Annotated in this window: 15 protein-coding genes and 1 other RNA gene; 8 read left to right on the plus strand and 8 right to left on the minus strand. The window is 44.3% G+C overall.

The window, feature by feature from the left end; all coding sequences use genetic code 11:
• Positions 1-117 precede the first annotated feature (117 nt).
• The 3 genes from ppk1 to AC27EZ_RS02605 all read left to right on the plus strand — a co-directional run bounded on the left by ppk1 (position 118) and on the right by AC27EZ_RS02605 (position 4,763).
• Positions 118-2,199, plus strand: coding sequence for a polyphosphate kinase 1 (gene ppk1, locus AC27EZ_RS02595; protein ID WP_487133805.1), 2,082 nt, complete (start codon positions 118-120; stop codon positions 2,197-2,199).
• A gap of 8 nt (positions 2,200-2,207) precedes the next feature.
• Positions 2,208-3,761, plus strand: coding sequence for an exopolyphosphatase (ppx, locus tag AC27EZ_RS02600; RefSeq protein ID WP_487133806.1), 1,554 nt, complete (start codon positions 2,208-2,210; stop codon positions 3,759-3,761).
• A gap of 222 nt (positions 3,762-3,983) precedes the next feature.
• Complete coding sequence (locus AC27EZ_RS02605) at positions 3,984-4,763, plus strand: transporter substrate-binding domain-containing protein (protein WP_487133807.1); 780 nt, start codon at positions 3,984-3,986, stop codon at positions 4,761-4,763.
• 116 nt (positions 4,764-4,879) lie between these two features.
• Here AC27EZ_RS02605 and AC27EZ_RS02610 read toward each other — a convergent pair whose 3' ends face one another.
• Positions 4,880-6,907 (minus strand): prolyl oligopeptidase family serine peptidase, encoded by a 2,028-nt coding sequence (locus AC27EZ_RS02610; RefSeq protein ID WP_487134000.1) that lies wholly within the window; start codon positions 6,905-6,907, stop codon positions 4,880-4,882.
• Positions 6,908-7,266: 359 nt separating this feature from the next.
• On the opposite strand from AC27EZ_RS02610, the gene AC27EZ_RS02615 reads away from it, so the two are divergent.
• Positions 7,267-7,719, plus strand: a complete 453-nt coding sequence (locus tag AC27EZ_RS02615) for a hypothetical protein (protein ID WP_487133808.1) — start codon at positions 7,267-7,269, stop codon at positions 7,717-7,719.
• A gap of 66 nt (positions 7,720-7,785) precedes the next feature.
• On the opposite strand, the gene AC27EZ_RS02620 is transcribed toward AC27EZ_RS02615, so the two are convergent.
• The 4 genes from AC27EZ_RS02620 to tkt form a co-directional block, all read right to left on the minus strand.
• Positions 7,786-8,685 (minus strand): fructose bisphosphate aldolase, encoded by a 900-nt coding sequence (locus AC27EZ_RS02620; protein WP_487133809.1) that lies wholly within the window; start codon positions 8,683-8,685, stop codon positions 7,786-7,788.
• A 122-nt stretch (positions 8,686-8,807) separates the two neighbouring features.
• A complete protein-coding gene (locus AC27EZ_RS02625) occupies positions 8,808-9,983 on the minus strand; it encodes a phosphoglycerate kinase (RefSeq protein WP_487133810.1) in 1,176 nt (391 codons plus the stop codon).
• Between the two features lie 88 nt (positions 9,984-10,071).
• Positions 10,072-11,082 (minus strand): erythrose-4-phosphate dehydrogenase, encoded by a 1,011-nt coding sequence (gene epd, locus AC27EZ_RS02630; protein WP_487133811.1) that lies wholly within the window; start codon positions 11,080-11,082, stop codon positions 10,072-10,074.
• A gap of 16 nt (positions 11,083-11,098) precedes the next feature.
• Complete coding sequence (gene tkt, locus AC27EZ_RS02635) at positions 11,099-13,093, minus strand: transketolase (protein WP_487133812.1); 1,995 nt, start codon at positions 13,091-13,093, stop codon at positions 11,099-11,101.
• A gap of 390 nt (positions 13,094-13,483) precedes the next feature.
• Here tkt and metK point away from each other — a divergent pair, with 390 nt between their 5' ends.
• Positions 13,484-14,629 carry a methionine adenosyltransferase gene (gene metK, locus AC27EZ_RS02640; RefSeq protein ID WP_487133813.1) on the plus strand — a complete coding sequence of 382 codons (1,146 nt, stop codon included), beginning with the start codon at positions 13,484-13,486 and terminating at the stop codon, positions 14,627-14,629.
• Between the two features lie 168 nt (positions 14,630-14,797).
• On the plus strand, positions 14,798-15,268 hold the full coding sequence (locus AC27EZ_RS02645; protein WP_487133814.1) for a hypothetical protein: 471 nt from the start codon (positions 14,798-14,800) through the stop codon (positions 15,266-15,268).
• 53 nt (positions 15,269-15,321) lie between these two features.
• On the opposite strand, the gene AC27EZ_RS02650 is transcribed toward AC27EZ_RS02645, so the two are convergent.
• Positions 15,322-15,822 (minus strand): 3'-5' exonuclease, encoded by a 501-nt coding sequence (locus AC27EZ_RS02650; RefSeq protein WP_487133815.1) that lies wholly within the window; start codon positions 15,820-15,822, stop codon positions 15,322-15,324.
• A gap of 330 nt (positions 15,823-16,152) precedes the next feature.
• Between AC27EZ_RS02650 and AC27EZ_RS02655 the strand changes: the two genes are divergently transcribed.
• Both AC27EZ_RS02655 and AC27EZ_RS02660 read left to right on the plus strand, forming a co-directional pair.
• On the plus strand, positions 16,153-17,328 hold the full coding sequence (locus tag AC27EZ_RS02655; RefSeq protein WP_487133816.1) for an ABC transporter substrate-binding protein: 1,176 nt from the start codon (positions 16,153-16,155) through the stop codon (positions 17,326-17,328).
• Complete coding sequence (locus AC27EZ_RS02660; RefSeq protein ID WP_487133817.1) at positions 17,325-20,195, plus strand: hybrid sensor histidine kinase/response regulator; 2,871 nt, start codon at positions 17,325-17,327, stop codon at positions 20,193-20,195. The genes AC27EZ_RS02655 and AC27EZ_RS02660 overlap by 4 nt, the downstream gene beginning before the upstream one ends.
• A 3-nt stretch (positions 20,196-20,198) precedes the next feature.
• Here AC27EZ_RS02660 and rnpB read toward each other — a convergent pair.
• Both rnpB and AC27EZ_RS02670 read right to left on the minus strand, forming a co-directional pair.
• Positions 20,199-20,549, minus strand: an RNA gene (gene rnpB, locus AC27EZ_RS02665) — RNase P RNA component class A.
• A gap of 124 nt (positions 20,550-20,673) precedes the next feature.
• Positions 20,674-21,846, minus strand: a complete 1,173-nt coding sequence (locus tag AC27EZ_RS02670; protein WP_487133818.1) for a GGDEF domain-containing protein — start codon at positions 21,844-21,846, stop codon at positions 20,674-20,676.
• Positions 21,847-22,042 lie beyond the last annotated feature (196 nt).

Raw genomic sequence — 22,042 nt, forward strand, 5'->3', positions numbered from 1 at the left:
GTTTACTAGGTAATGCCGCATTAGCACGGTCTTGTTGTTTAGCTGCGGCATGTCATACAAGTGTCATTGACGACTGGCAATCTTTTGCCTTTTTTCTAATCGAGAATTTGAGAGATCATGGATAACGAAACTTTATATTATCCCAAAGAGTTGAGTTGGCTGGCGTTTAACGAACGCGTTTTACAAGAGGCCGCAGATGAGAATAACCCAGTGGTCGAGCGTATTCGCTTTCTTGGGATTTATTCTAATAATCTCGATGAATTTTATCGCGTTCGCGCTGCCGACGTTAAACGTCAAATCACCATTGCACAAAATGACGGTAGTGAAGAAGAGGCAGAACGCCATACGCTAATGATGGAGCGTATTCAGAAAAAGGTCGTCGAGCTGTCCAATAAGTTCGATAAAATTCACAAAAATGTTCTAAAAGCATTAGCGCGTTACAACATTCATATCTTGCGCAAGAATGATCTTAGCGACTTTCAAAAAGAATGGGTGCGTAACTTCTTTATTAATAAGGTGCTTCGCCATATTGCACCTATTCTTATCGATAAGAAAATCAACCTACTTAGCCGCTTAAACGGCACGTCGGTTTACCTTTATTGTGCATTGCGCCGTAAAGAGAAAAACACCAAATTTGCGGTCATCCAAGTTCCAACAAACGAGATGTCTCGTTTCATGCTGCTTCCACCGGAAAAAAGCCGTAAGAAAAAACAAATCGTCATGCTTGATGACATAATTCAGTTATGTCTTGAAGACATTTTCAGAGGCTTTGTTCGATTTGATGAAATTGAATCATTTTCTTTCAAAATGACCCGCGATGCTGAATATTCAATTAACGATGAGATTGATGAAAGCTACGTAGAAAAAATGTCTGAAAGTATGAAGCAACGCCTTATCGCAGAGCCGGTTCGTGTTATTTACGATAACGATATGCCCGACGATATGGTGCAAGATTTACGTAAGCGTTTAAAAATAACCAAACTTGATACCATGCACGCCGCCGGTCACTACCGCAATTTTAAAGACTTTATTGGCTTTCCTAATGTGGGCCGTGAATATCTCGAACATGCCCCGTTGCCCGCTATCAATACCAATGCGTTTTCGAAATATAACACGGTATTCGACGCCATCACCGCACACGATATACTGCTGTATTACCCGTACCATCGCTTTTTACATTTCACCGAGTTTGTTCGTCAGGCTGCGTTTGACCCTAGCGTAAAAACAATCCGTATTAATATTTATCGCGTTGCTAGCCATTCTCGTATTGTTAACTCGCTGATAGATGCCGTGGATAATGGTAAGAAAGTAACGGTGGTCGTCGAACTTCGTGCTCGCTTTGATGAAGAAGCTAATATTGAATGGTCAAAGCGCATGACCGATGCCGGCATTCGTGTTGTATTAGGCGTTCCAACCTTAAAAATTCACTCTAAGCTATGTCTTGTTACCCGCGAAGAACGTGGCGCATTAATAAACTATGCACACTTTGGTACGGGGAACTTCAACGAAAAGACAGCAAAGATCTACACAGATTACAGCCTGTTTACTCGAAACCAAGAACTTGGCGATGAAGCCGCATCAGTATTTGATTTAATTCAATACCCATACCGTCGATACAAGTTCCAACATTTACAGATTTCACCATTGAATGCGCGGACAAAAATCCAATCTCTCATACGCCAAGAGATACAGCATTTAAATCAAGGGCACGATGCACAGATAACATTCAAAATAAACAACCTGGTTGATAAAGAGCTTATCGACGATTTATACCGCGCTGGGCAAGCAGGCGTTAAAATACGTGGTATTGTGAGAGGGATGTGCTCACTTAATGCTGGTATTAAAGGGTTAAGCGAAAACATAGAAATCATATCAATTGTCGACCGGTTTTTAGAGCACCCCCGTGTGATGATTTTTGAAGGGGGTGGCGATAGGAAAGTCTTTATTTCATCTGCCGACTGGATGGAACGAAATATGGATAATCGTATCGAGGTAGGATGCCCTATTTATGATAAGCGACTGCAACAGCGTATTGTTGATATAATGGAAATTCAATTCCAAGATACACTTAAGGCCCGGGTGATTGACAATGCACAAACCAATCCCTATGTCGCTCGTGGCAACCGCAAAAAATTGCGCTCTCAGGTAGAGATTTATCATTACCTGAAGCAAGAAGAAGAAAAGAACGCTGATATTTAAGAGATCAAATGACCCAACATGAATCTGTATTTAATGATGTGGAAACACGAGAAGTAAGCAAAGTAGCAGCCCTTGATATCGGCTCAAATAGTTTTCACTTAGTGGTAGCACGGATTGTTGCTGGGTCTGTCCAGATCCTCCATCGCGTTAAACAAAAAGTAAGAATGGCGGAAGGGCTAGGCAGCGATAATATGCTGTCTCAGGATGCGATGGACCGTGGGCTCGCCATGCTAAAGGTTGTAGCAGAAAGTTTAAAAGGGTTTGAACCCGATTCGGTTCGAATCGTTGCTACCCATACATTACGAAAAGCTCGTAACGCACACGATTTCATCACGGCAGCAAGAGATATCCTGCCCTACCCTGTTGAAGTCATTTCGGGCGTTGAAGAAGCGCGCCTAATCTACTCGGGCGTAGCGCACACTAACCACGCTGATGGCCAACAGCTTGTAGTAGATATTGGTGGTGGTTCAACAGAGTTTGTTATAGGCAAAGGCTTCACACCACTATTGTGTCGTAGTTTGCAAATGGGGTGCGTCAGTTACACCCAACGTTTTTTTGAAAACGGTGAGCTTAAGCAAAAATCTTTTGACCGCGCTATCACCTCAGCCCAACAAGAGCTTGAGATGATTGACGCCAAGTATCGAAGACTGGGCTGGGTACAAGGTATCGGTACGTCTGGCACCATTAGGTCTTTATTTACGCTTTGTAATGAAGAAAATACCAACGGGCACGATACCCCCCTAACGTTAAAAAGCCTTCGTAGCTTAATGAAGCAGTTTGTTAACGCAGGGCATATCGACAAACTAGACTTTCCAGAGCTAAGTGAAGATAGACGCGGCGTTATTGCAGGCGGGCTAGCTATTCTTATTGCTGTATTTAAAGCGTTAGAAATTGATTCACTAGTGTATTCACCGGCGGCGCTTCGCGAAGGTGTACTGTATCAAATGGAAGATGAGCTTCATCACGCCGATATTAGAGGCCGCACTGCCAGTAGTTTGGCCACACGCTATGATGTTGATACCACCCAAGCCACACTCGTCCTCAATACATCATTATTTTTACTCCGTCATGTTGAGAAAACGTGGAAACTAAGTGGGCATGACTTTAAAAATATGCTCGGATGGGCTGCCTTATTGCACGAAGTGGGAATACAAATTAATTCTCGTAGTGTACAGCGTCATAGTGCTTATATTCTTGGGAATGTGGAAATGCCAGGCTTTACGCAAGAGCAACAATTATTGCTTGCCACATTAGTGCGTTTCCATCGGAAAAAAATACGTTTAAATGAGCTTCCCGTTTTTAATTTATTTGATAGTGATGCCGTGAAACGCCTTATTGTACTATTGCGATTAGGCGCACTGTTAAACATAAAGCGGCAAGAGGGCTTTCTACCCGATATTGTTGTCGAAGCAGATAAAAACGCGCTTACCCTTATTTTCCCCGACGGCTGGTTAGACGAAAAACCCATTCTGTCTGCTGACTTGATGAGAGAAAGCGACTATTGGAAGGCTATTGACTTAACACTTGTGGTTTTACCCGCACTTAACGCTAGTAATGCCTAATTGAAATATGTCGGTGTGCCTGATGCCTAAAGCGTTGTATGTTAAAAGCGTGCGTGACGCTAAATCAGAAGAAGCACTCGTTGCTTAACTTTTCTGTTTACTATGGACGGCTGTGCTTGAACGAAAATGATGATAATATAAACAAAAATACATACATCATGCCTTTTCTGGCTTATGTTTAGCGCACTATTTACCGGTTCCCTTAGAGGTTGTTGTCAGTCTGTGAAAAGATTTAGCCTTGTATTTGCCGTATACATTACACTGTTTTTTCCTACTCTCAGCTATGGCGAATCTGTCAGCGACACAACAACGCCTTTTTTACGCTTCTATAGCGAAATTACCCCTCCTTTTTACTGGTTAGACAACAATGGCGTTGCCCAAGGTATTAATGTCGATTTGGCCAACGCGCTCTTTGATACGCTTGATATAAAAGCATCCATCGAGCACATGCCCTGGGCCCGTGCCTATTATGAAGTCGAGCATCATGCCGATGTTGTGCTTCTTTCTGTATTGAAAACGCCGGCCAGAACATCGACCTTACAATGGCTAGGCGTGATAGACATTGCCGAAGCCTCACTGATACGTCACAAGCGTCGAGACGATATCGAAGTATCTACATGGGATGATATTTATCAGTACCGGGTGGCAACAATTAGAGGCTATGGAGCAGCTGATTATCTGCAACAAAACGGCTTTGAAGAAAGTAAGAACCTTGTACTGGTCAAAAGCTCAAAGGAACTTTGGTTGTCTTTATACACGGGGCGCGTTGATTTGGTGTTATCAAATTTCATTACGGGAAAATATGAAATAGCTGACAGCGCACTAAATCCTGATGATATCGTAAGTGAATTCACCGTAGAACCACTCAATCTAGAAATACAAATTGCAACGGGCCTTGACACACCCGCCTCTCATGCTCAGATGATACGTAAAGGCCTTACTACGCTAAAAGAAAATGGAGAATACCAACGCATAATGCGTAAGTGGGGGCTTGTAAAATAGTCGTTGCGGCAAAGCCATCACTCACTTATTTACCTTTGGCTCACTAACCACAATTAAGGTTACCTCAAGCAGTCACATACTGCCTGAGGTAGCCAATATCTCAGCTTGATTAACGCTTATTCATCTTTATCTGTGTTGGCAACGCTATACTTTTCAAACCATGCCAATATATTCTCAACCTTCGCTATCATTCGTGAGGGCCTTGCTGCAATACCATGAGACGATTCTGGTACCTTTACTAAAACGGCGTCGACCTTTTGTAACTTAAGCGCCTGATAAAACTGCTCCGTTTCAGACATAGGCGTACGTTTATCATTTACGCCAGTAATTAGCATCGTAGGTGTAGTGACATTGCCAACTAATGATAACGGCGAGCGCTGCCAATAGTGCTCAACGTTGTCCCATGGTTTGCCTGGAAATTGGTAAGGTATTTGGTACAACCCTGAATCGGCACTTAGGACTTTTGAAAGCCAGTTGATAACGGGCTTAGCGACTACAGCAGCCTTAAATCGGTCGGTCAAGCCAATCGCATAAGCCGAAGCAATACCGCCTGCTGATCCCCCTGTGATGTACAACTTCTGAGGGTCGGCAATGCCTTTCTCAATCAATGCGTCAACACCAGACATGTGATCAGAGAAATCATATTTAGAACTGTATTTTCCCTGTAGCAACAACGCGAAGCGCTCACCATATCCGGTGCTTCCTCTGTGATTGTCATAAAACACAACGTAGCCCTGCGACGCCATGCGCTGTAACTCGGCAGTGAATACGGGACCATAAGCCAAGTTGGGACCACCATGGATTTCTAATATCAGTGGGTAGGTTTTTTCACTGTCATAATCAGGCGGAAGAATATACCACCCTTGGATTTCTTCCCCGTCTATAGCCGACTGATAGACAATTTCTTTTACCTCACCTAGACGTTTGTGACCAAGTACGTCTTCGTTTAGATAAGTAATTTGTACTTCTTTTTTCTTTGTCACGAAAAGGTCAGCCGGTCTGTCCGTGCGTCCCTTCGTGTAGGCGACTACATCGCCCGAAGCATGATAGGTACCAAATACATAGGGGCGCCCTAACGTAGTCCCGCTCAGCCCTGAGGCTATTGTTGTGACTTTGCCTGATAAACTGACGCTATTTACGCTAATTAACCCTCTAACAGCGTGTTGAAAGTACAGGCGCTTGTTATCTTTCCACTGAACGTTAGAGACGGAGTTATCTATATCAGCCGTCAGGTTTTTGTGTTCTGTTCCATCGGCATTCATAACGTACAGATAACTGTTTTTGTACATCACCTTTTCATCAGAGCGGCGTGTGTACGCTACATATTTGCCATCCGGTGATACTACGGGTGACGACTCTCTGCCTTTAAACTGAGTAATCTGTTGGATTTCCCCTTCCATATCTACGGTGTATATATCCGATTCAACCGGCTCGTATTCCCAATCATCACTTCTATTGGCAGAGAAATAAATTTTAGCCCCATCGGCTGAAAAGCTTAAACTCCCGTTGTGATGATAATTTCCCGTCGTTAGCTGACGCGCAGTGCCGCCATCGGCAGGTACTATAAAAATATGCGTATAAGCGGGCTCTAAAACGCCTCGCCCATCAGCCTGGTAGCGCGCTTTCGTAATATATTGGAAGCTGGGTGACCACGATGCCCCTTTAGGCTTCTTGGGCATGTTCACTTTCAATGGTTTTTCGTTAGCATCTACACTCATAGTAAACGCAATATATTTACCGTCTGGCGACCAAGTGATTGCACTTGGTGATGAGGTTACGTTCGTGATCAACGCCGTTTGCCCTGTGTCCATCCAGCGCACATAAAGTTGAGGTTTACCCTCTGTATTAGATAAATAAGCTAATCGTTTTGAATCGGGAGACCAGCGTGGCGAATAGAAATTCTTTTTCGAGGAGAGTAATGGGCGGTGACTACTACCGTCTGAGGCTGCCAACCAAATGTTGGAACGCGTACTATCGGTCATAACATCGTTCGACCGCCTTACATAAGCCACATAGTTACCATTAGGCGATACCTGTGGGTCGCTGGCATACTCTAGATTAAAGATATCATCGGACGTAAAATGCGTTGATACCCGGGTATTTTCTGCCGACTCTGTCTCTTGTGCTGTTGCAGTAAACGTCATTAATAACCCCAATGCTACCGAAGTTAACAATCTCGTTTTACTGATAGCACGCTCGCATAAAGTTTGTTCTGTTAAGCATGACATCGCTGTATCTTCTCCCATGTGCGCTATTTTTATACACTCTGTTCCTCATAGTAATGGATTACACGTGCGTGAGTGAATTTTTCGGCGAGCGGGTTTAATTAGACGATAAAATCAATAAAGCATCACTTCTGTCTATCGGTGTAACACACGCGTATAAACGCCTCGATAAGCGAGCTCAAATATTAAGATACAAGCAAAATTTAGCCAAAGGGCGACTATGCACATATAATCTATGATGTTACCTTTCAAAAAATAGTGGCGGTGGCGCTTTCTGTATGCACAATCTTCACGGTGAATTTGAAAGCGAGACAATGGGCCAACTCCTGTTATTTTCAGCCAGGGGGCCCTGGAATGACGAAACCATGCGTAATGGTGTGGTAAAAATGTCTAGATTAATTTCAAATTTGGGCACCCAGTCGTCGTGGGCGCAACTGAGCTGTCTTTATGGCGAGAGCCTGATGCCTCCATCAACGTTTGAGATATTTATTAAACAAACCATTATTCGAAAGCAGCGAGGGTTATCTTTTTTAGCCATTGTTATAACAGATACGGATATTGGACTTACAATACGCAGTCAGCTTAGCTACTGCTATGACGCAGCGGGTGTCGAACACGCGTTCGTAGACACAGTGGAAGAGGCTATTGAGTGTTTATTGCTAAAGGGCTACGACTTCGATTCAACTGACGTCGCGCAATTCTTTAAAACGCATGATTTTACTTATCGATAGGCCGTGAAAGAGGCACAAAAAAGAGAGCAAATGCTCTCTTTTTTAACGCCTAAAATAATGTCTTATCTACGACTTTGACGCTTGATAGATAGATTCAATCGCGCTGTCCAGTGTCGACTCAAACTCGTCTTGCGTTTGCTTCGCTGACACGCCTTCGGTAAGTGCTCGCGAGAAACTTGCAATCATATCTTTATTTTCAGCTAATTTTGCATTGGCTTCTTCGCGGTTATAACCGCCAGATAGTGCTACAACCTTCAGAACACGAGGGTGGTCAACCAGTTCTTTGTAGAAGTTTGCCTCATTCGGTAGCGTTAGCTTTAGCATAACTTCTTGACCTTCTTGAAGCATATTTAACTGCGTCAGAATTTCTAATTTAAGTAACGCTTCCGCTTCCGCTTTTTGCGGGCTGTGAATATCAACTTCAGGTTCAATAATTGGAACTAAACCTGCAGCAATAATTTGTTTACCCACCTCAAACTGTTGTGCGACAACATCTTTAATACCTTGATGGTTAGCAAGCTTAACCACACTGCGCATTTTTGTGCCAAATACGTCTTGTGCCACGGCTTTCGCTAGTAACGCGTCAAGTTCTGGCATGGGTTTCATCACCTGAACGCCATTGCTTTCTTCTGCCAGTCCCTTATCCACTTTTAAAAACGGTATTACTCGTTTTTTCTGCCATAGGTAGTGAGCAGACGACATGCCGTCAATCTCTCTGTCTAGGGTAGCTTCAAATAAAATAGCGCCAAGAACACGCTCACCGCCGAATGGGGCGCTAGTCACTATACGCGAGCGCATTTCATGAACAAGGTTAAACATTTCTTCATCTGAGCTGTATTCAGATTCTTCAATGCCATAAAGGCGCAAGGCCTTCGGAGTACTGCCTCCACTTTGGTCAAGCGCGGCAATAAAACCTGTTTGTGTCGTAAGTTTATCCAGCATTGCTTGCTGAGCTTGTGATGCCATTGCAACACTCCTTTTTGTCGTTCTGCCGTTACAGCAGGTGTAGGGTTTATAATTATATTGCCGGATTACGTCACTGTAATACCGGCGGTAATCGTTGCCGATTAGGCTCGTGCAGGCTTAGCTTATTTGTTTTTTTCTTCAAGCACTGCAACAGCAGGTAACGTTTTGCCTTCTAGAAACTCTAAGAAAGCCCCGCCCCCTGTTGATATGTACGAAATGCGATCAGCTATTTTGTACTTATCTACCGCGGCTAGTGTATCACCACCACCTGCGATTGAGAATGCATCACTGCTAGCAATTGCTTCTGAGAGCGCTTTTGTACCGGCACTGAATTGTTCAAATTCAAACACACCTACCGGGCCATTCCACACAATGGTGCCAGCATTTTTAATAATACTTTCCAACGCTTTTGAAGAATCGGGGCCAATATCAAAAATCATATCGTCATCAGCGACATCAGAGACGTGCTTTAACGTGGCTTCTGTATTTTCATCGAATGCTTTACCCACAACCACATCGGTTGGTACTGGAATATTGCCGCCATTCGCTTGCGCTTCACTTAATAGTTGCGTGGCTTGCTCGGTAAGGTCCATTTCTACCAACGAGTTGCCCACATTGTGCCCCTGTGCTGCGATAAACGTATTGGCTATTCCGCCACCTACGATAAGCTGGTCGACCTTTTCAGCAAGTGATTTCAACACCGTCAGTTTGGTTGACACTTTAGACCCACCAACAATCGCAACCATAGGACGTTTCGGGTTATCTAACGCTTTTCCTAGTGCATCTAATTCAGCGGCTAAAAGAGGCCCAGCGCACGCTTTTGGCGCGAACTTCGCTACGCCATGCGTAGACGCTTGAGCGCGGTGAGCGGTACCAAAGGCATCCATGACAAAAATATCGCACAGTGCGGCATATTGCTTCGATAGCGTTTCGTCATCTTTTTTCTCGCCCTTATTAAAGCGCACATTTTCTAAGATAACTAACTCGCCTTTCTCAAGAGTCACGCCACCTAAATAATCTTTGACCAGCTTTACCGGTACGTCGAGTGCATCATTAAGGTAATCAACTACTGGCTGCAGTGAAAACTCATCTGCTGGCTCGCCTTCCACAGGACGCCCTAGGTGAGACATAACCATAACTGATGCACCGGCTTCAAGCGCCGCTTTAATGGTGGGGATAGACGCTCGAATACGAGCATCGGAAGTGACTTTTCCGTTCTTTACAGGAACGTTTAAATCTTGTCTTATAAGAACGCGTTGACCGCTTAAGGCCATATCATTCATGCTTGGAATTGCCATCATCTTTCCTATGTTAAATTAATAATCAAACTAAATAACGGTGAAAGCTGCAGGGGCTGGTGCTACCAACCCTGGCAGCACAATAGGTCTATGTTGCGTCGAACATGGCTTTGGCAGTGTCGAGCATTCTGTTCGCAAAACCCCATTCATTGTCGCACCACACTAGCGTCTTAACGAGCTGTTTATGACTTACCCGCGTTTGTGTTCCATCTACAATACATGAGTGTGGGTCATGATTGAAATCTACAGACACTAAGGGCTCTTCGGTATAATCAAGAATACCTTGTAAACGCCCTGCTTTTGCGTTTCTAAGCGCCCTATTGACATCATCGATTGTCACTTCACTAGCAAGTGTCACACTTAAGTCCATTGCCGTGACATTAATAGTGGGCACACGTACCGCTATTGCTTCAAACTTGCCCGCAAATTTAGGCAAAATGCGTTCAATTCCCGCGGCTAAGCGGGTATCTACCGGAATAATAGATTGGCTTGCTGCACGGGTTCTGCGTAGGTCTTCGTGGTATGCATCGATAACTTGCTGGTCATGCATAGACGCATGAATGGTCGTAATGGTGCCACTTTCCACACCAAACTCGGCATCAAGCGCTTGTATAACCGGAACGATACAATTAGTGGTACAAGAGCCGTTGGAGACCAATTTATGTTCACTCGTCAACGTATCTTCGTTGGTTCCGAAAATCACAGTATTATCTAGATCGGGAGAGCCAGGTGATGAAAAAAGGACTTTCCCAGCCCCCGCATTAAGATGCGCTTCTCCGGAAGCTCTGTCGTCAAAAATGCCTGTGCACTCTAATACGATATCAACATTTAGCGCTTTCCACGGCAGATGCGCTATCTGCGGCTGAGCAAACAGCTGAATGTTATGGCCGTCAACACTCAGCGTATTATTTTCTAGCGACACATCAAAACGAAACCGCCCGTGGGCGGTATCATACTTAAGCAAATGGGCAATGCCCTCGGGTTTAGCGACATCATTGATTGCAACCACGTTAAACTCGTTGTTACGCCCGCTTTCAAAAAGCGCGCGTAACACGTTGCGTCCAATACGACCAAACCCATTTATGGCAATATTTACCATAGGTTGTCTTAACCTCTTAGTTGAGAGACAACGCAGCCTCTACAACAGCGTCAGTAGTAATACCGAAGTGCTTGAACAAGTCACCCGCAGGGGCTGACTCACCAAACGTATCCATCCCTACAATGGCACCATTTAAGCCAACGTACTTGTACCAGCAATCCTTAGATAGCGCTTCAACAGCAACGCGCTTGGTGACCGATGACGGTAACACCTGCTCGCGGTACTCTGCTGATTGACGATCAAAGACGTCGGTAGAAGGCATAGAAACGACGCGTACTGCTTTACCTTGGGCAGACAGTGTTTCTGCCGCTTCAACCGCAAGCTGCACCTCAGAGCCTGTACCAATAAGAATGATCTCAGGCGCACCTTCGCAGTCTTTTAGTACATAACCACCTTTGGCAATATCAGCAACTTGGTTTGCAGAGCGCTCTTGCTGAGGTAATCCTTGGCGCGTGAAAATGAGCGTAGTAGGGCCGTCACTACGTTCAATGGCTGATTTCCAAGACACAGCTGATTCAACTTGGTCACATGGGCGCCAGTTGTCTAGGTTTGGTGTAGCACGTAGCGCAACAACCTGTTCAACCGGTTGGTGTGTTGGACCATCTTCTCCCAAACCGATAGAGTCATGGGTGTAAACAAAAATAGCAGGTTGCTTCATAAGTGCTGCCATACGAACCGCGTTACGCGCATATTCCATGAACATCAAGAAGGTTGCACCATAGGCTTTAAATCCGCCATGCAACACAATGCCATTCATCATGGCTGACATACCGAACTCACGTACACCGTAGTAAATGTAGTTACCTGAAGCGTCGTTTGCTTCAACGCCTTTGCTGCCATCCCAAATAGTCAGGTTTGAGCCTGCCAAATCAGCAGAACCGCCTAGCAGTTCAGGAAGTAATGGGCCAAAGGCATTCAATGCATTTTGTGAAGCTTTACGTGAGGCAATATTTTGTGGATTAGCTTGAAGCTCAGCAATAATTGCATCGGCTCTTTCACTAAAGTCGGCTGGGAGTTCGCCATTAACGCGACGTGTAAACTCTGCAGCTAATTCAGGGAACGCAGCTTCATATGCCGAAAACGCATCATTCCAGGCGGTCTCTGCTGCACTGCCCTTTTCTTTGGCATCCCACTGTGAATAGATGTCGTCTGGAATTTCGAACGCACCATGGCTCCAACCTAGCTTTTCACGAGTTGCAATAATCTCATCTTCACCTAGCGGTGCACCGTGACAAGACTCTGTACCTTCTTTGTTTGGCGAGCCAAAACCAATGGTTGTTTTACAACAAATCAGCGTAGGCTGTGAGGTGTTGGCTTTCGCTTTTTGAATAGCAGCGTTAACCTGGTCAGCATCGTGACCATCAACACCCTCAATTACGTCCCAGCCATAGCTGCGAAAACGTGCAGGCGTATCATCGGTAAACCACCCTTCCACTTCACCGTCGATAGAAATACCGTTGTCATCCCAAAAAGCGACAAGTTTACCTAACCCCAGCGTGCCCGCGAGAGAGCATGTTTCATGAGATATACCTTCCATAAGGCAACCATCGCCAAGGAAGGTGTACGTGAAGTGATCAACAATATTATGGCCTTCACGGTTAAACTGTGCGGCAAGCACCTTTTCTGCGAGTGCCATACCTACTGCGTTACTAATACCTTGGCCTAGCGGCCCTGTCGTTGTTTCTACACCAGGCGCGTAACCGTATTCTGGATGTCCGGGTGTTTTTGAGTGCAGTTGGCGGAAGTTTTTAAGCTCTTCAATCGGCAATTCGTAGCCTGAAAGGTGAAGCAATGAATACAGCAGCATCGACCCATGACCGTTAGAAAGCACAAAGCGATCACGGTTAGCCCACGTAGGGTTCGCTGGATTGTGTGATAAAAAGTCACTCCAAAGCACTTGTGCAATGTCAGCCATCCCCATTGGGGCACCTGGGTGACCTGACTTGGCTTGTTGAACAGCATCCATACTGAGTGCTCGAATAGCATTAGCTAGTTCACGACGAGAGGGCATGTTATCTCCTGATTTTATTTCGTATCAAAGTTAGCGTGGAGGTAGACCGCGCATCCGGTTTAAGCGCTACTTCTATGTACGTTTGAAAGTGGTCGTTATTCTTACTCATGCCACCTTTCAGTTCAATTGGTTTTCACATCAATCTCGAAAGTAACCGTAAAAAGTGATAAACACGTATCGACTTTTCGTTTATCACGCATAAATCGCCTTTCAATTGACGATAATAAGTAATGTCGCTGTCCAATCAGAAATAACCCCACTTTTGATCTGGTTGTGTCAACAAAACGTAACGATAGGACTTTTAGACGTCTAGAAGTAAAGACTGGTATTTATAACTTGTTTTAGTACAATACCCAACTATTTTGAACAATAAACGCTTACGGAGCATTTATGGCCACGCATTTATTCACATCCGAGTCAGTATCTGAAGGACACCCGGACAAAATTGCTGATCAGATCTCAGACGCCGTTCTTGATGCTATTCTAGAACAAGACCCGCGCGCTCGGGTGGCCTGCGAAACTTACGTAAAAACCGGTATGGTATTGGTAGGTGGTGAAGTTACTACATCGGCATGGGTCGATATTGAAGAACTCACACGCAACACTGTCAAAGAAATTGGCTACACGCATTCAGATATGGGCTTTGATGCTGATTCATGTGCAGTATTGAACGCGATCGGTAAACAATCGCCAGATATTAATCAAGGTGTTGACCGCGAAAGCTTAGAAGAGCAAGGCGCAGGTGACCAAGGCTTAATGTTCGGGTACGCGAGTGATGAAACTGATGTGCTGATGCCCGCTCCTATTACCTATTCTCACCGCCTTGTTCAGAAACAAGCAGAGGTGCGTAAATCAGGTAAGTTAGAGTGGCTACGCCCAGACGCGAAAAGCCAAATTACGTTTAAATATGAAAATGATAAGCCTGTCGGTATAGACGCGATTGTTCTATCTACGCAGCATTGCGACTCGGTATCAACGGCGACTGTCCGTGAAGCGGTAATGGAAGAAATCATAAAGCCTGTGCTTCCGAGCGAGTGGATTGACAAAGATACGCAATTTCATATTAACCCAACAGGACGATTCGTTATTGGCGGTCCTATGGGTGACTGTGGCTTAACAGGCCGTAAAATTATTGTTGATACCTATGGCGGTATGGCTCGTCATGGTGGAGGGGCTTTTTCAGGTAAAGACCCTTCTAAAGTTGACCGCAGCGCTGCATATGCAGGGCGCTACGTTGCTAAAAATATTGTTGCTGCAGGGTTAGCAAAGCGTTGTGAAATTCAAGTGTCTTACGCTATCGGTGTGGCACAACCCACGTCAATTAGCATTGATACGTTCGGCACTGGCCTTGTGGATGAGAAAACTCTTGTGGCACTGGTACGTGAACACTTTGATCTTCGTCCATACGGACTAATTAAGATGCTTGATTTGGAACGTCCAATCTATCGTGCCACTGCAGCCTACGGGCACTTTGGTCGTGAAGCCTTCCCATGGGAAGCAACCGATAAGGCAGAGGCATTGCGCGCAGCAATCTAAACATCCGATACCTACGTATTGATAAAGGCTACTTCTAGCTATGCTATAAAGTAGCCTTTTTAGTTTTAACGGCTACACTTAAATTAAGCGCAAGAAGATAACAAGCTCATTGTTACGTAACTTGTAGGGCGCAGTTACACCGAACACACACTCGTAGGACTAATCATCATGAGATTCCGATTATATTGGGTAGCATTGGTGTCAATTCTCTGTTGCCTTAACATCGGGGCAACGTATAGTGCCGATTTGAATCAGCACTACGGTCCTATTGTGTTCAAAAGCAAGCAAGTCGCAAAATGGCGATTGCAATCATCGTTCGACCCTCGCCATATTGAAGTCCCATACAAAAATACAAGTTGGGCAACTACCCAAGCAGTGCCTTTAAGTTCACTAACAGCAAGTAGAACATTGACGACGACGTTACCTCAGCAAGTTTATGCGACGTTCAACACCACTGACAATGCTTACAATCAATATACTGAGTGGTTCTATATACCTGAAGATGTGGGAGCGTCAGCACGGCTAGGTTGGCTAATCGGTAACCCTGCGGGTTTGAATATGGCGGTAGAATATGAATATCGTCAAGTGTTAGACAATGACAACAACGCACTTACGATAGGTGTGTCGTACCTTTTCTAGCATCACTCATTGCTGTTCAAACAGCATATGATATGTCGTTATCGTTTACCGTGTTAGTCCACTAAGTCTCGGGTTTCCATATAAACTTGTTGCACTACCATTGCATCGGTACTTGCTCTATGTCGCTTCGCGTCGCAACTTCCTAAAACACGAGATTTTACAGCATGCCAATGCGCCATTTGTTTTTCATGGAGAATATATTCCAGCGCTCGACATGAAAATGTCATATCAACACCTGCTGCAGAAAACAGCGTGATTAGCCATGGATGGTCGACAACCCACCCATCACTATAAACCATGGTATTTCCAAGAAAACTATTTAATTCCGAGCAAATATTAGCGGGTGGAATACCGTAAGAGTTAAGCATTTCACGGCTTATCCCATGCAAGGCCTCGGCGCTGTCATCCCAATGAACCCAATGGTCAAAAGGACGAATAAGTTTACACCACTTTGCACCATCATAGCGCACCACACCAATTTCAATTGGGTAGCTTTTAGCGCCGAATCCACTGGCTTCCACATCAATTATGGAAGGGGGGTATTTACGCTGCAACGCAACTCCCTATGCATGGTTGGTCATGGAACATGTTTAAAATTAGCCTTCTACGCTGTCCAAAATACGATGACACTTATAGGGTCACAATATCGTTAAGGTGTTAGTGCATTGCAAAAGCGTGCCAACTTGGCGTATTTCAAAGGTTCTGTCGCAAACTACACGGTTGCATCTGTAAATCATAAGATATCAACTACACTTACTTTACCTTCATCGTTTCTGTAGGCATCTAAATGCCAAAATGTAGACCAAAGGATAGGCCAACGTGGGTAATCAGTGATTACTTATTCATATAAACTTAACAAGTCTCAAACAAATTATTGAAATTATATGTCTCGTCTATTGTCGTTCTACTTTGCTTCTGCATTATTTATTGCATCTTCCAGTGCTCAAGCAGAGCTCTCCCCTTTTATTATCGGTGTAGACGCTGACTTATCCTCATTTGCTATAGATGGCGGCAAAGCGATTCAAAGAGGGGTTCAGCTTGCCGTCGATGAAATAAACAATAGCGGTGGGTTACTTGGCCGGCAAGTTATTGTCAAAAGTAGAGATCATAGAGGAAACCCCGCGCGAGGGGTTCACAACATTACCCAATTCTCATCTATGAAAAACCTACTGGCAATCGTTGGGGGTGTCCACACTCCTGTTGTGATGGCTGAGCTTGAGGCTATTCATAAGAACAATGTGCTAATGTTAGTGCCATGGGCGGCGGGTACACCCATTATCGATAATGGCTATTCGCCGAACAATGTATTTAGAGTGTCAGTGCGTGATGCTGAAGCCGGCAAGGTGCTGATGAAACATGCGAAAGAAAAAGGCGTTTCCCGTGTTGCGCTAGTGCTTGAACGAACCGCGTGGGGTCGCTCAAATGACCACTCTCTTACTGAAGCAGCATCACAATTGAATATTACGATCGTATCTAAGCACTGGATAAATTGGCAACAAAATGCATTTACCGATGATATTACCCGCATAAAGAATCAAGATACACAGGCTGTGATTATGGTCACAAATGTTCCTGAAGGTGCCGTAGTAGTCAATGAATTAATTCGCCAAGGGCTTTCCTCTCTTCCGGTAATATTTCACTGGGGGATTGCCTCTGGTGACTTTGTAAAAAGATTAACGTTACCAGCTCAGGAGTTGGATATTGCGGTACTGCAAACGTTTCATTTCGAGCGGCAGCCTACCCCTCGGTCGAGGGCCCTTCGTGAGAAATATATTGCCAAATATGGTTCATCATCAGACGAGAGTATTGCTGCAGCAGTAGGTGTAGCCCATGCTTATGATATTGTGTCGATATTGGCAGCGGCGATTAGAAAAGCAAATTCGACAGACGTGAACGCCGTGCGGTCGATGATGGAGACCATGGCGCACCACGATGGTGCAGTGAAACGGTACGCACCGCCTTTCACGCCTAATCAGCACGATGCCTTGTTTGCACCTGATTATTTCATGGCTACATTTAATAACAACGGTCACATCACTACCATGGATGCGAGTAAATGAGTAACGCACAGCAGCCATTACGCAAGTTACTGATGAAAGGCATGCTGCCAAGACTATCAGCACTTGTATTGATTATTGTCACGCTTACGTTATTGCTTACATTCTATTTTATGCGTTCTGAAGCGAATCGATTACAGCAACAGTCGCTAGACAGCCTTAAACAAAACTTAAGCTTTGTTATAGACGATACTGCACAGCAACTCTCCAACTTAGCGGCCAACGATATCATCATCAACTCGCTTGTAGATGTTGAACAACGAGCTAACTACCTTCCCATGTTTTTTCGCTCGCTTCAGTTAACTCATGCAAAGAACGTAAGCTTCGCGCTTTATGACTTTGCGGGTGATTTAATCATTGAAAAAAACTGGAACGTGCAGCTTCCACCTCAATTACAAAACGCATGGCAACAACGAACGTTAGGCTCATCAAAAGCCTTCGTATCGTTAACAAGCGACGGCGTTCTGTTAACCGTTCCGGTACTTATGCAAGGTGTCGCAGAGGGGGCACTAGTGATGTATGTAGACAGTCTTCAGGCACTTCTTGACGGGTACCCCAGCCTGACAAATCAGGTCGTGACGGACCGAGATGGCACGGTACTTTTTAGTAGTGATACCTCCTTTATCACTCCAAATTCAATACTTCAAAATTATGACACCCGAGGCTATCGCTTTAAATCGACAATGTGGCAAAGTTTAACAATATACAGTGTTAAACCTCTCGCTATGGTTTATCAAGACATGTATTGGATAATCACGCTTATCTTAGTGATGACCGTGGGCATGATAATCATCAATATTCAGATGATAATGAAAACGACACTGCTCGTAGAACGCACACTCTCTCGACTTTATAACGATATTAAACATAAGACATTGAACGAGAGTGAGCCTAACGTCTTCAAGGAAGAGGAGGAGGCAAGAGAGCTCATTGTTATAAAGCAGGCATTTGATGAGTTAGTGGTAAAACTGTCTGACATGTCACTGTCTAACGAGCAATTTTCAGATATTATTGATTCTATGGGAGACAAGCTCTTTGTTATTGATAAGCATCGAAATAAGCTTTTGGAAAATCGCAGCTTCGAGCAATTTCTAAATGAAGCGAAAACCCATTCAAACGATGTGGCTGAACAGCTTTTGGAAGCGGGAGCTGAGCAAGAAGCAAAGGAATTAAGCTATTACTCAGTATCAGATGCAGAAAGCAGAATTATTCGTTGGTCTGCATCTGCATTAAAAAACTCTGCTCATGAAGTTAAAGGGACAATATTTGTAGGTACCGATGTTACCGCACAACGTTCCCTAGAAAGCCATGTAAAAGTGCTTACCCATGCTATTGAAAAGGCTGAAGTCTCCATTGTTATTTCGGATATAACCCGGGTTGGCCAACCTATTATTTATGTAAACCGTGCTTTCACGGCCCTTACCGGCTACGAAAAAGATGAAATTATTGGTAGTAAGTGCCGATTTATGCAAGGAGATAATACTGGCCAAGATGATATAGCACAGCTAAGGCAGGCTATAGCAGAGCGCAAGCCTATAGAGACAACATTGCTTAACTATCGTAAAGATGGTTCGGCATTTTACAACCATTTGATCCTGACGCCCGTTAGTACCAATGATACCGTTACCCACTACATTGGTTTTCAACAAGACGTAACAAAAAAACGCAAAGCTGAACAATTTTTAGAAGAAACGAAACAACGAGCAGAAGAATCAGCGCGTTTAAAATCAAGCTTTTTAGCCGGTATGAGTCATGAAATTCGTACCCCAATTCATGGGGTATCTGGTGTATTGCAGTTACTGGGCAAAACAAAACTTAACGACGATCAAAAGCACTACCTTTCACTTGCAACGTTTAGCGTTGAAAGTTTATTGCATATCGTCAATGACATTTTAGACTTTTCAAAAATTGAAGCAGGCCAACTTCACATTGAAAACACTGTGTTTAACCTCTCAAAAGAACTCGAAACACTTAAATCACAATACGTAATATCGTGCCAAGAGAAAGGTTTACAGCTTAGCTTTAACACATCACTTGAAGGGTTTGACCGTGCTATTGGCGATGCCATTAGGTTTAGGCAGATAATGTCTAACCTTATTGGCAATGCGGTTAAATTTACTGACAGTGGACGCATTGGTGTAGACATTAGTATACGTAAAGAGTCACAGCATGCGTTAAGGTTAACGGGTCAGGTTACTGACACCGGCATTGGTATTGCTAAAGAAAAACTACCGGGCATATTCGACGTGTTTACTCAAGAGGACAATTCTACTGCCCGAAAGTATGGTGGTACTGGTTTGGGCTTGTCGATAAGCAAGCAATTATGTGAATTGATGGGGGGGAGTATAAGCGTAGAAAGCGAAAAAGGGCGCGGAAGCAAATTTGTCTTCTCGATAATTTTACGCGTGATTGATAGTGATATGAAAACCAACGAACAGGCCATCGCGCCTGCGACGACTTCCTTGACCACCAAAAAACAAAAAATATTGGTAGTAGAAGACAACGAAATAAATCAGGTTATCGTTAAAGAACAACTGAGAAACCATGATACGCACAGTGCAATGTCTGGCCAAGAAGCCATTGACATTCTGCGCAGTGAAGAAGCAACGTTCGACCTCATATTAATGGACTGCCAAATGCCCATCATGGATGGCTTTGAAGCAACACAACGTATTCGTGATGGTCAGGCAGGAGAGCGTTATAATAACGTCCCCATCATAGCGCTAACGGCTAACGCGATGAAAGGTGACAGAGAACAGTGCTTTAATGCAGGAATGAACGATTATCTTGGCAAGCCTTTTGATATTGACGACCTGTTAGATAAGGTCGAATATTGGGCGTGTAAACGAGGCGATGATATCGTTTATTAAAAAGAGTGGAGTTGGCCGTAAGCCGGGTTCTGTCGTGGGCAACCATTCCTCTAGATCAGCAATCGCTCACTGATTCAAGCAACCTACCCGATCCCCATGCGGGCCACACGTTAAGGGATCCTATTTGGTCTTGCTCCGGGTGGAGTTTACCTCGCCACACTCTGTTACCAGAGGTGCGGTGCGCTCTTACCGCACCCTTTCAGCCTTACCGGCATGTAAACATGCTTAGGCGGTCTTCTCTCTGCTGCACTTGTCGTCGGCTCGCGCCGCCCAGACGTTATCTGGCACCCTGCCCTTTGGAGCCCGGACTTTCCTCCCCTTTCTAACGAAAGCGGCGGTTGCCTGGCCAACTCCGAGGCGCATTCTACATGAAGTATTTATTAATAGCGATTATTTAGAAACCCGCCGTTGGCTTCAACGGAATAGCGGGAACCGCAGGGTAGTAAGCGCTTTTTATAAAAATAGAGGGAGTGTGTGATTATGTTATTTTTACTTCAAAAAGCTCGGTAACGGTAGCGCAGTTTCTTCCTTTTCTCTTCGAGCTATATAAAGCATTATCCGCTCTGCCTAATATATCGTTCCACTCTTTGTCTCCGTCTTGACTAAGTGCGCTTCCAACACTTACTGTTGTGGAAATTTTGGTATTTTTTTCAATCCAGTGTGTCTTTTCAATTTCAACGCGGATAAGCTCACTAACTTGGTGTAACTCTTGAATTGATGTATCTTCAAGAAGTACGACAAACTCTTCTCCACCTATTCTAAAGCACGCATCTTTTCGCTTTGATGTTTCTCGCGCGAGTTGACTGACATGCTGCAAGACTTTATCGCCAATATGGTGCCCGTGAGTATCATTGATTTTTTTAAAGTGATCGATGTCAAACAACACAATACCTAATGCGCTATGGCGCTGTTTTACCTCACGAAATGCTTTACTCGCTATTGATGCCAGCGCCTTTCTATTTAACCAGCCCGTCAAGAAATCGGTTTCTGATGCACGTTTAAGCAACACCATGTTATCCCACGATAAAAGCGCGATAAAACTTACGGTAAGCATTGAAATAAAAATAATTACCGCGAGTGAGCCCACTGTTTGAATCAACTCACTACTCTCTAGCGCCAAGGTATTATCTGAATCTAACAGCACAATCGTTCGTATTATCATCTGCGTCATGAAAAAGAGTAGCGTGGCGATAAAAGGCCAACATGCTTTGTGATTCGTTTGGCGGCTATATCGCCATATTGAAGTCAGTGCAGCACCATCGAACATCAGCATTACCGGGCTTAGAATGACCATACGTATATCTACTGACTGTTCAAATAATGGGAACAAATGAAGAAGCAATACGGTAAAAAACGTAAAGGGAATAATTGCGCGATAATGCCGACCGTATACATATTCGGCTACACCAACGGTTAATGCGGCATGACCCGTAATGTAAAACGCATTAGGAAGCATAGGATGAAGGCTATCGCCAATATCAAAACGAACGGCAAGAATTGCAATCAAATTTGAAAGTAGGAACGACATACCAGCACCGCACCAATACAACGATGACTTGCGCCGCACATCTCCTAGGTAAAGCGATGCCATTGTACCGGCCAGTATGGCGCTAACAACGGCAGTACATACCATAACGGTAAATAAATCCATGTCGTCTCTCGCTAATCCTTAAGCTTCGATGAAAACTAATTTCATTTAATAGTAGCGCATTCACTATATATGAAGGTTGAATACAAAAATAAACCAACCAGAACGATACACGAATACAAAGCTTACCTGTGCACTGGGATGCACAAAATAAGGTGAGATAAGTCTACATTTTCGCTCGGTTCACATGCATTAGAAG

This window comes from Alteromonas sp. 4NH20-0056 (assembly GCF_057539655.1).

Coding starts and splice junctions, on each gene's coding strand:
- ppk1 (WP_487133805.1), top strand. CDS start 118: ATGGATAACGAAACTTTATATTATCCCAAAGAGTTGAGTTGGCTGGCG.
- ppx (WP_487133806.1), top strand. CDS start 2,208: ATGACCCAACATGAATCTGTATTTAATGATGTGGAAACACGAGAAGTA.
- AC27EZ_RS02610 (WP_487134000.1), bottom strand. CDS start 6,907: ATGACGTTTACTGCAACAGCACAAGAGACAGAGTCGGCAGAAAATACC.
- AC27EZ_RS02615 (WP_487133808.1), top strand. CDS start 7,267: ATGCACAATCTTCACGGTGAATTTGAAAGCGAGACAATGGGCCAACTC.
- AC27EZ_RS02620 (WP_487133809.1), bottom strand. CDS start 8,685: ATGGCATCACAAGCTCAGCAAGCAATGCTGGATAAACTTACGACACAA.
- AC27EZ_RS02625 (WP_487133810.1), bottom strand. CDS start 9,983: ATGGCAATTCCAAGCATGAATGATATGGCCTTAAGCGGTCAACGCGTT.
- epd (WP_487133811.1), bottom strand. CDS start 11,082: ATGGTAAATATTGCCATAAATGGGTTTGGTCGTATTGGACGCAACGTG.
- tkt (WP_487133812.1), bottom strand. CDS start 13,093: ATGCCCTCTCGTCGTGAACTAGCTAATGCTATTCGAGCACTCAGTATG.
- metK (WP_487133813.1), top strand. CDS start 13,484: ATGGCCACGCATTTATTCACATCCGAGTCAGTATCTGAAGGACACCCG.
- AC27EZ_RS02645 (WP_487133814.1), top strand. CDS start 14,798: ATGAGATTCCGATTATATTGGGTAGCATTGGTGTCAATTCTCTGTTGC.
- AC27EZ_RS02655 (WP_487133816.1), top strand. CDS start 16,153: ATGTCTCGTCTATTGTCGTTCTACTTTGCTTCTGCATTATTTATTGCA.
- AC27EZ_RS02660 (WP_487133817.1), top strand. CDS start 17,325: ATGAGTAACGCACAGCAGCCATTACGCAAGTTACTGATGAAAGGCATG.
- AC27EZ_RS02670 (WP_487133818.1), bottom strand. CDS start 21,846: ATGGATTTATTTACCGTTATGGTATGTACTGCCGTTGTTAGCGCCATA.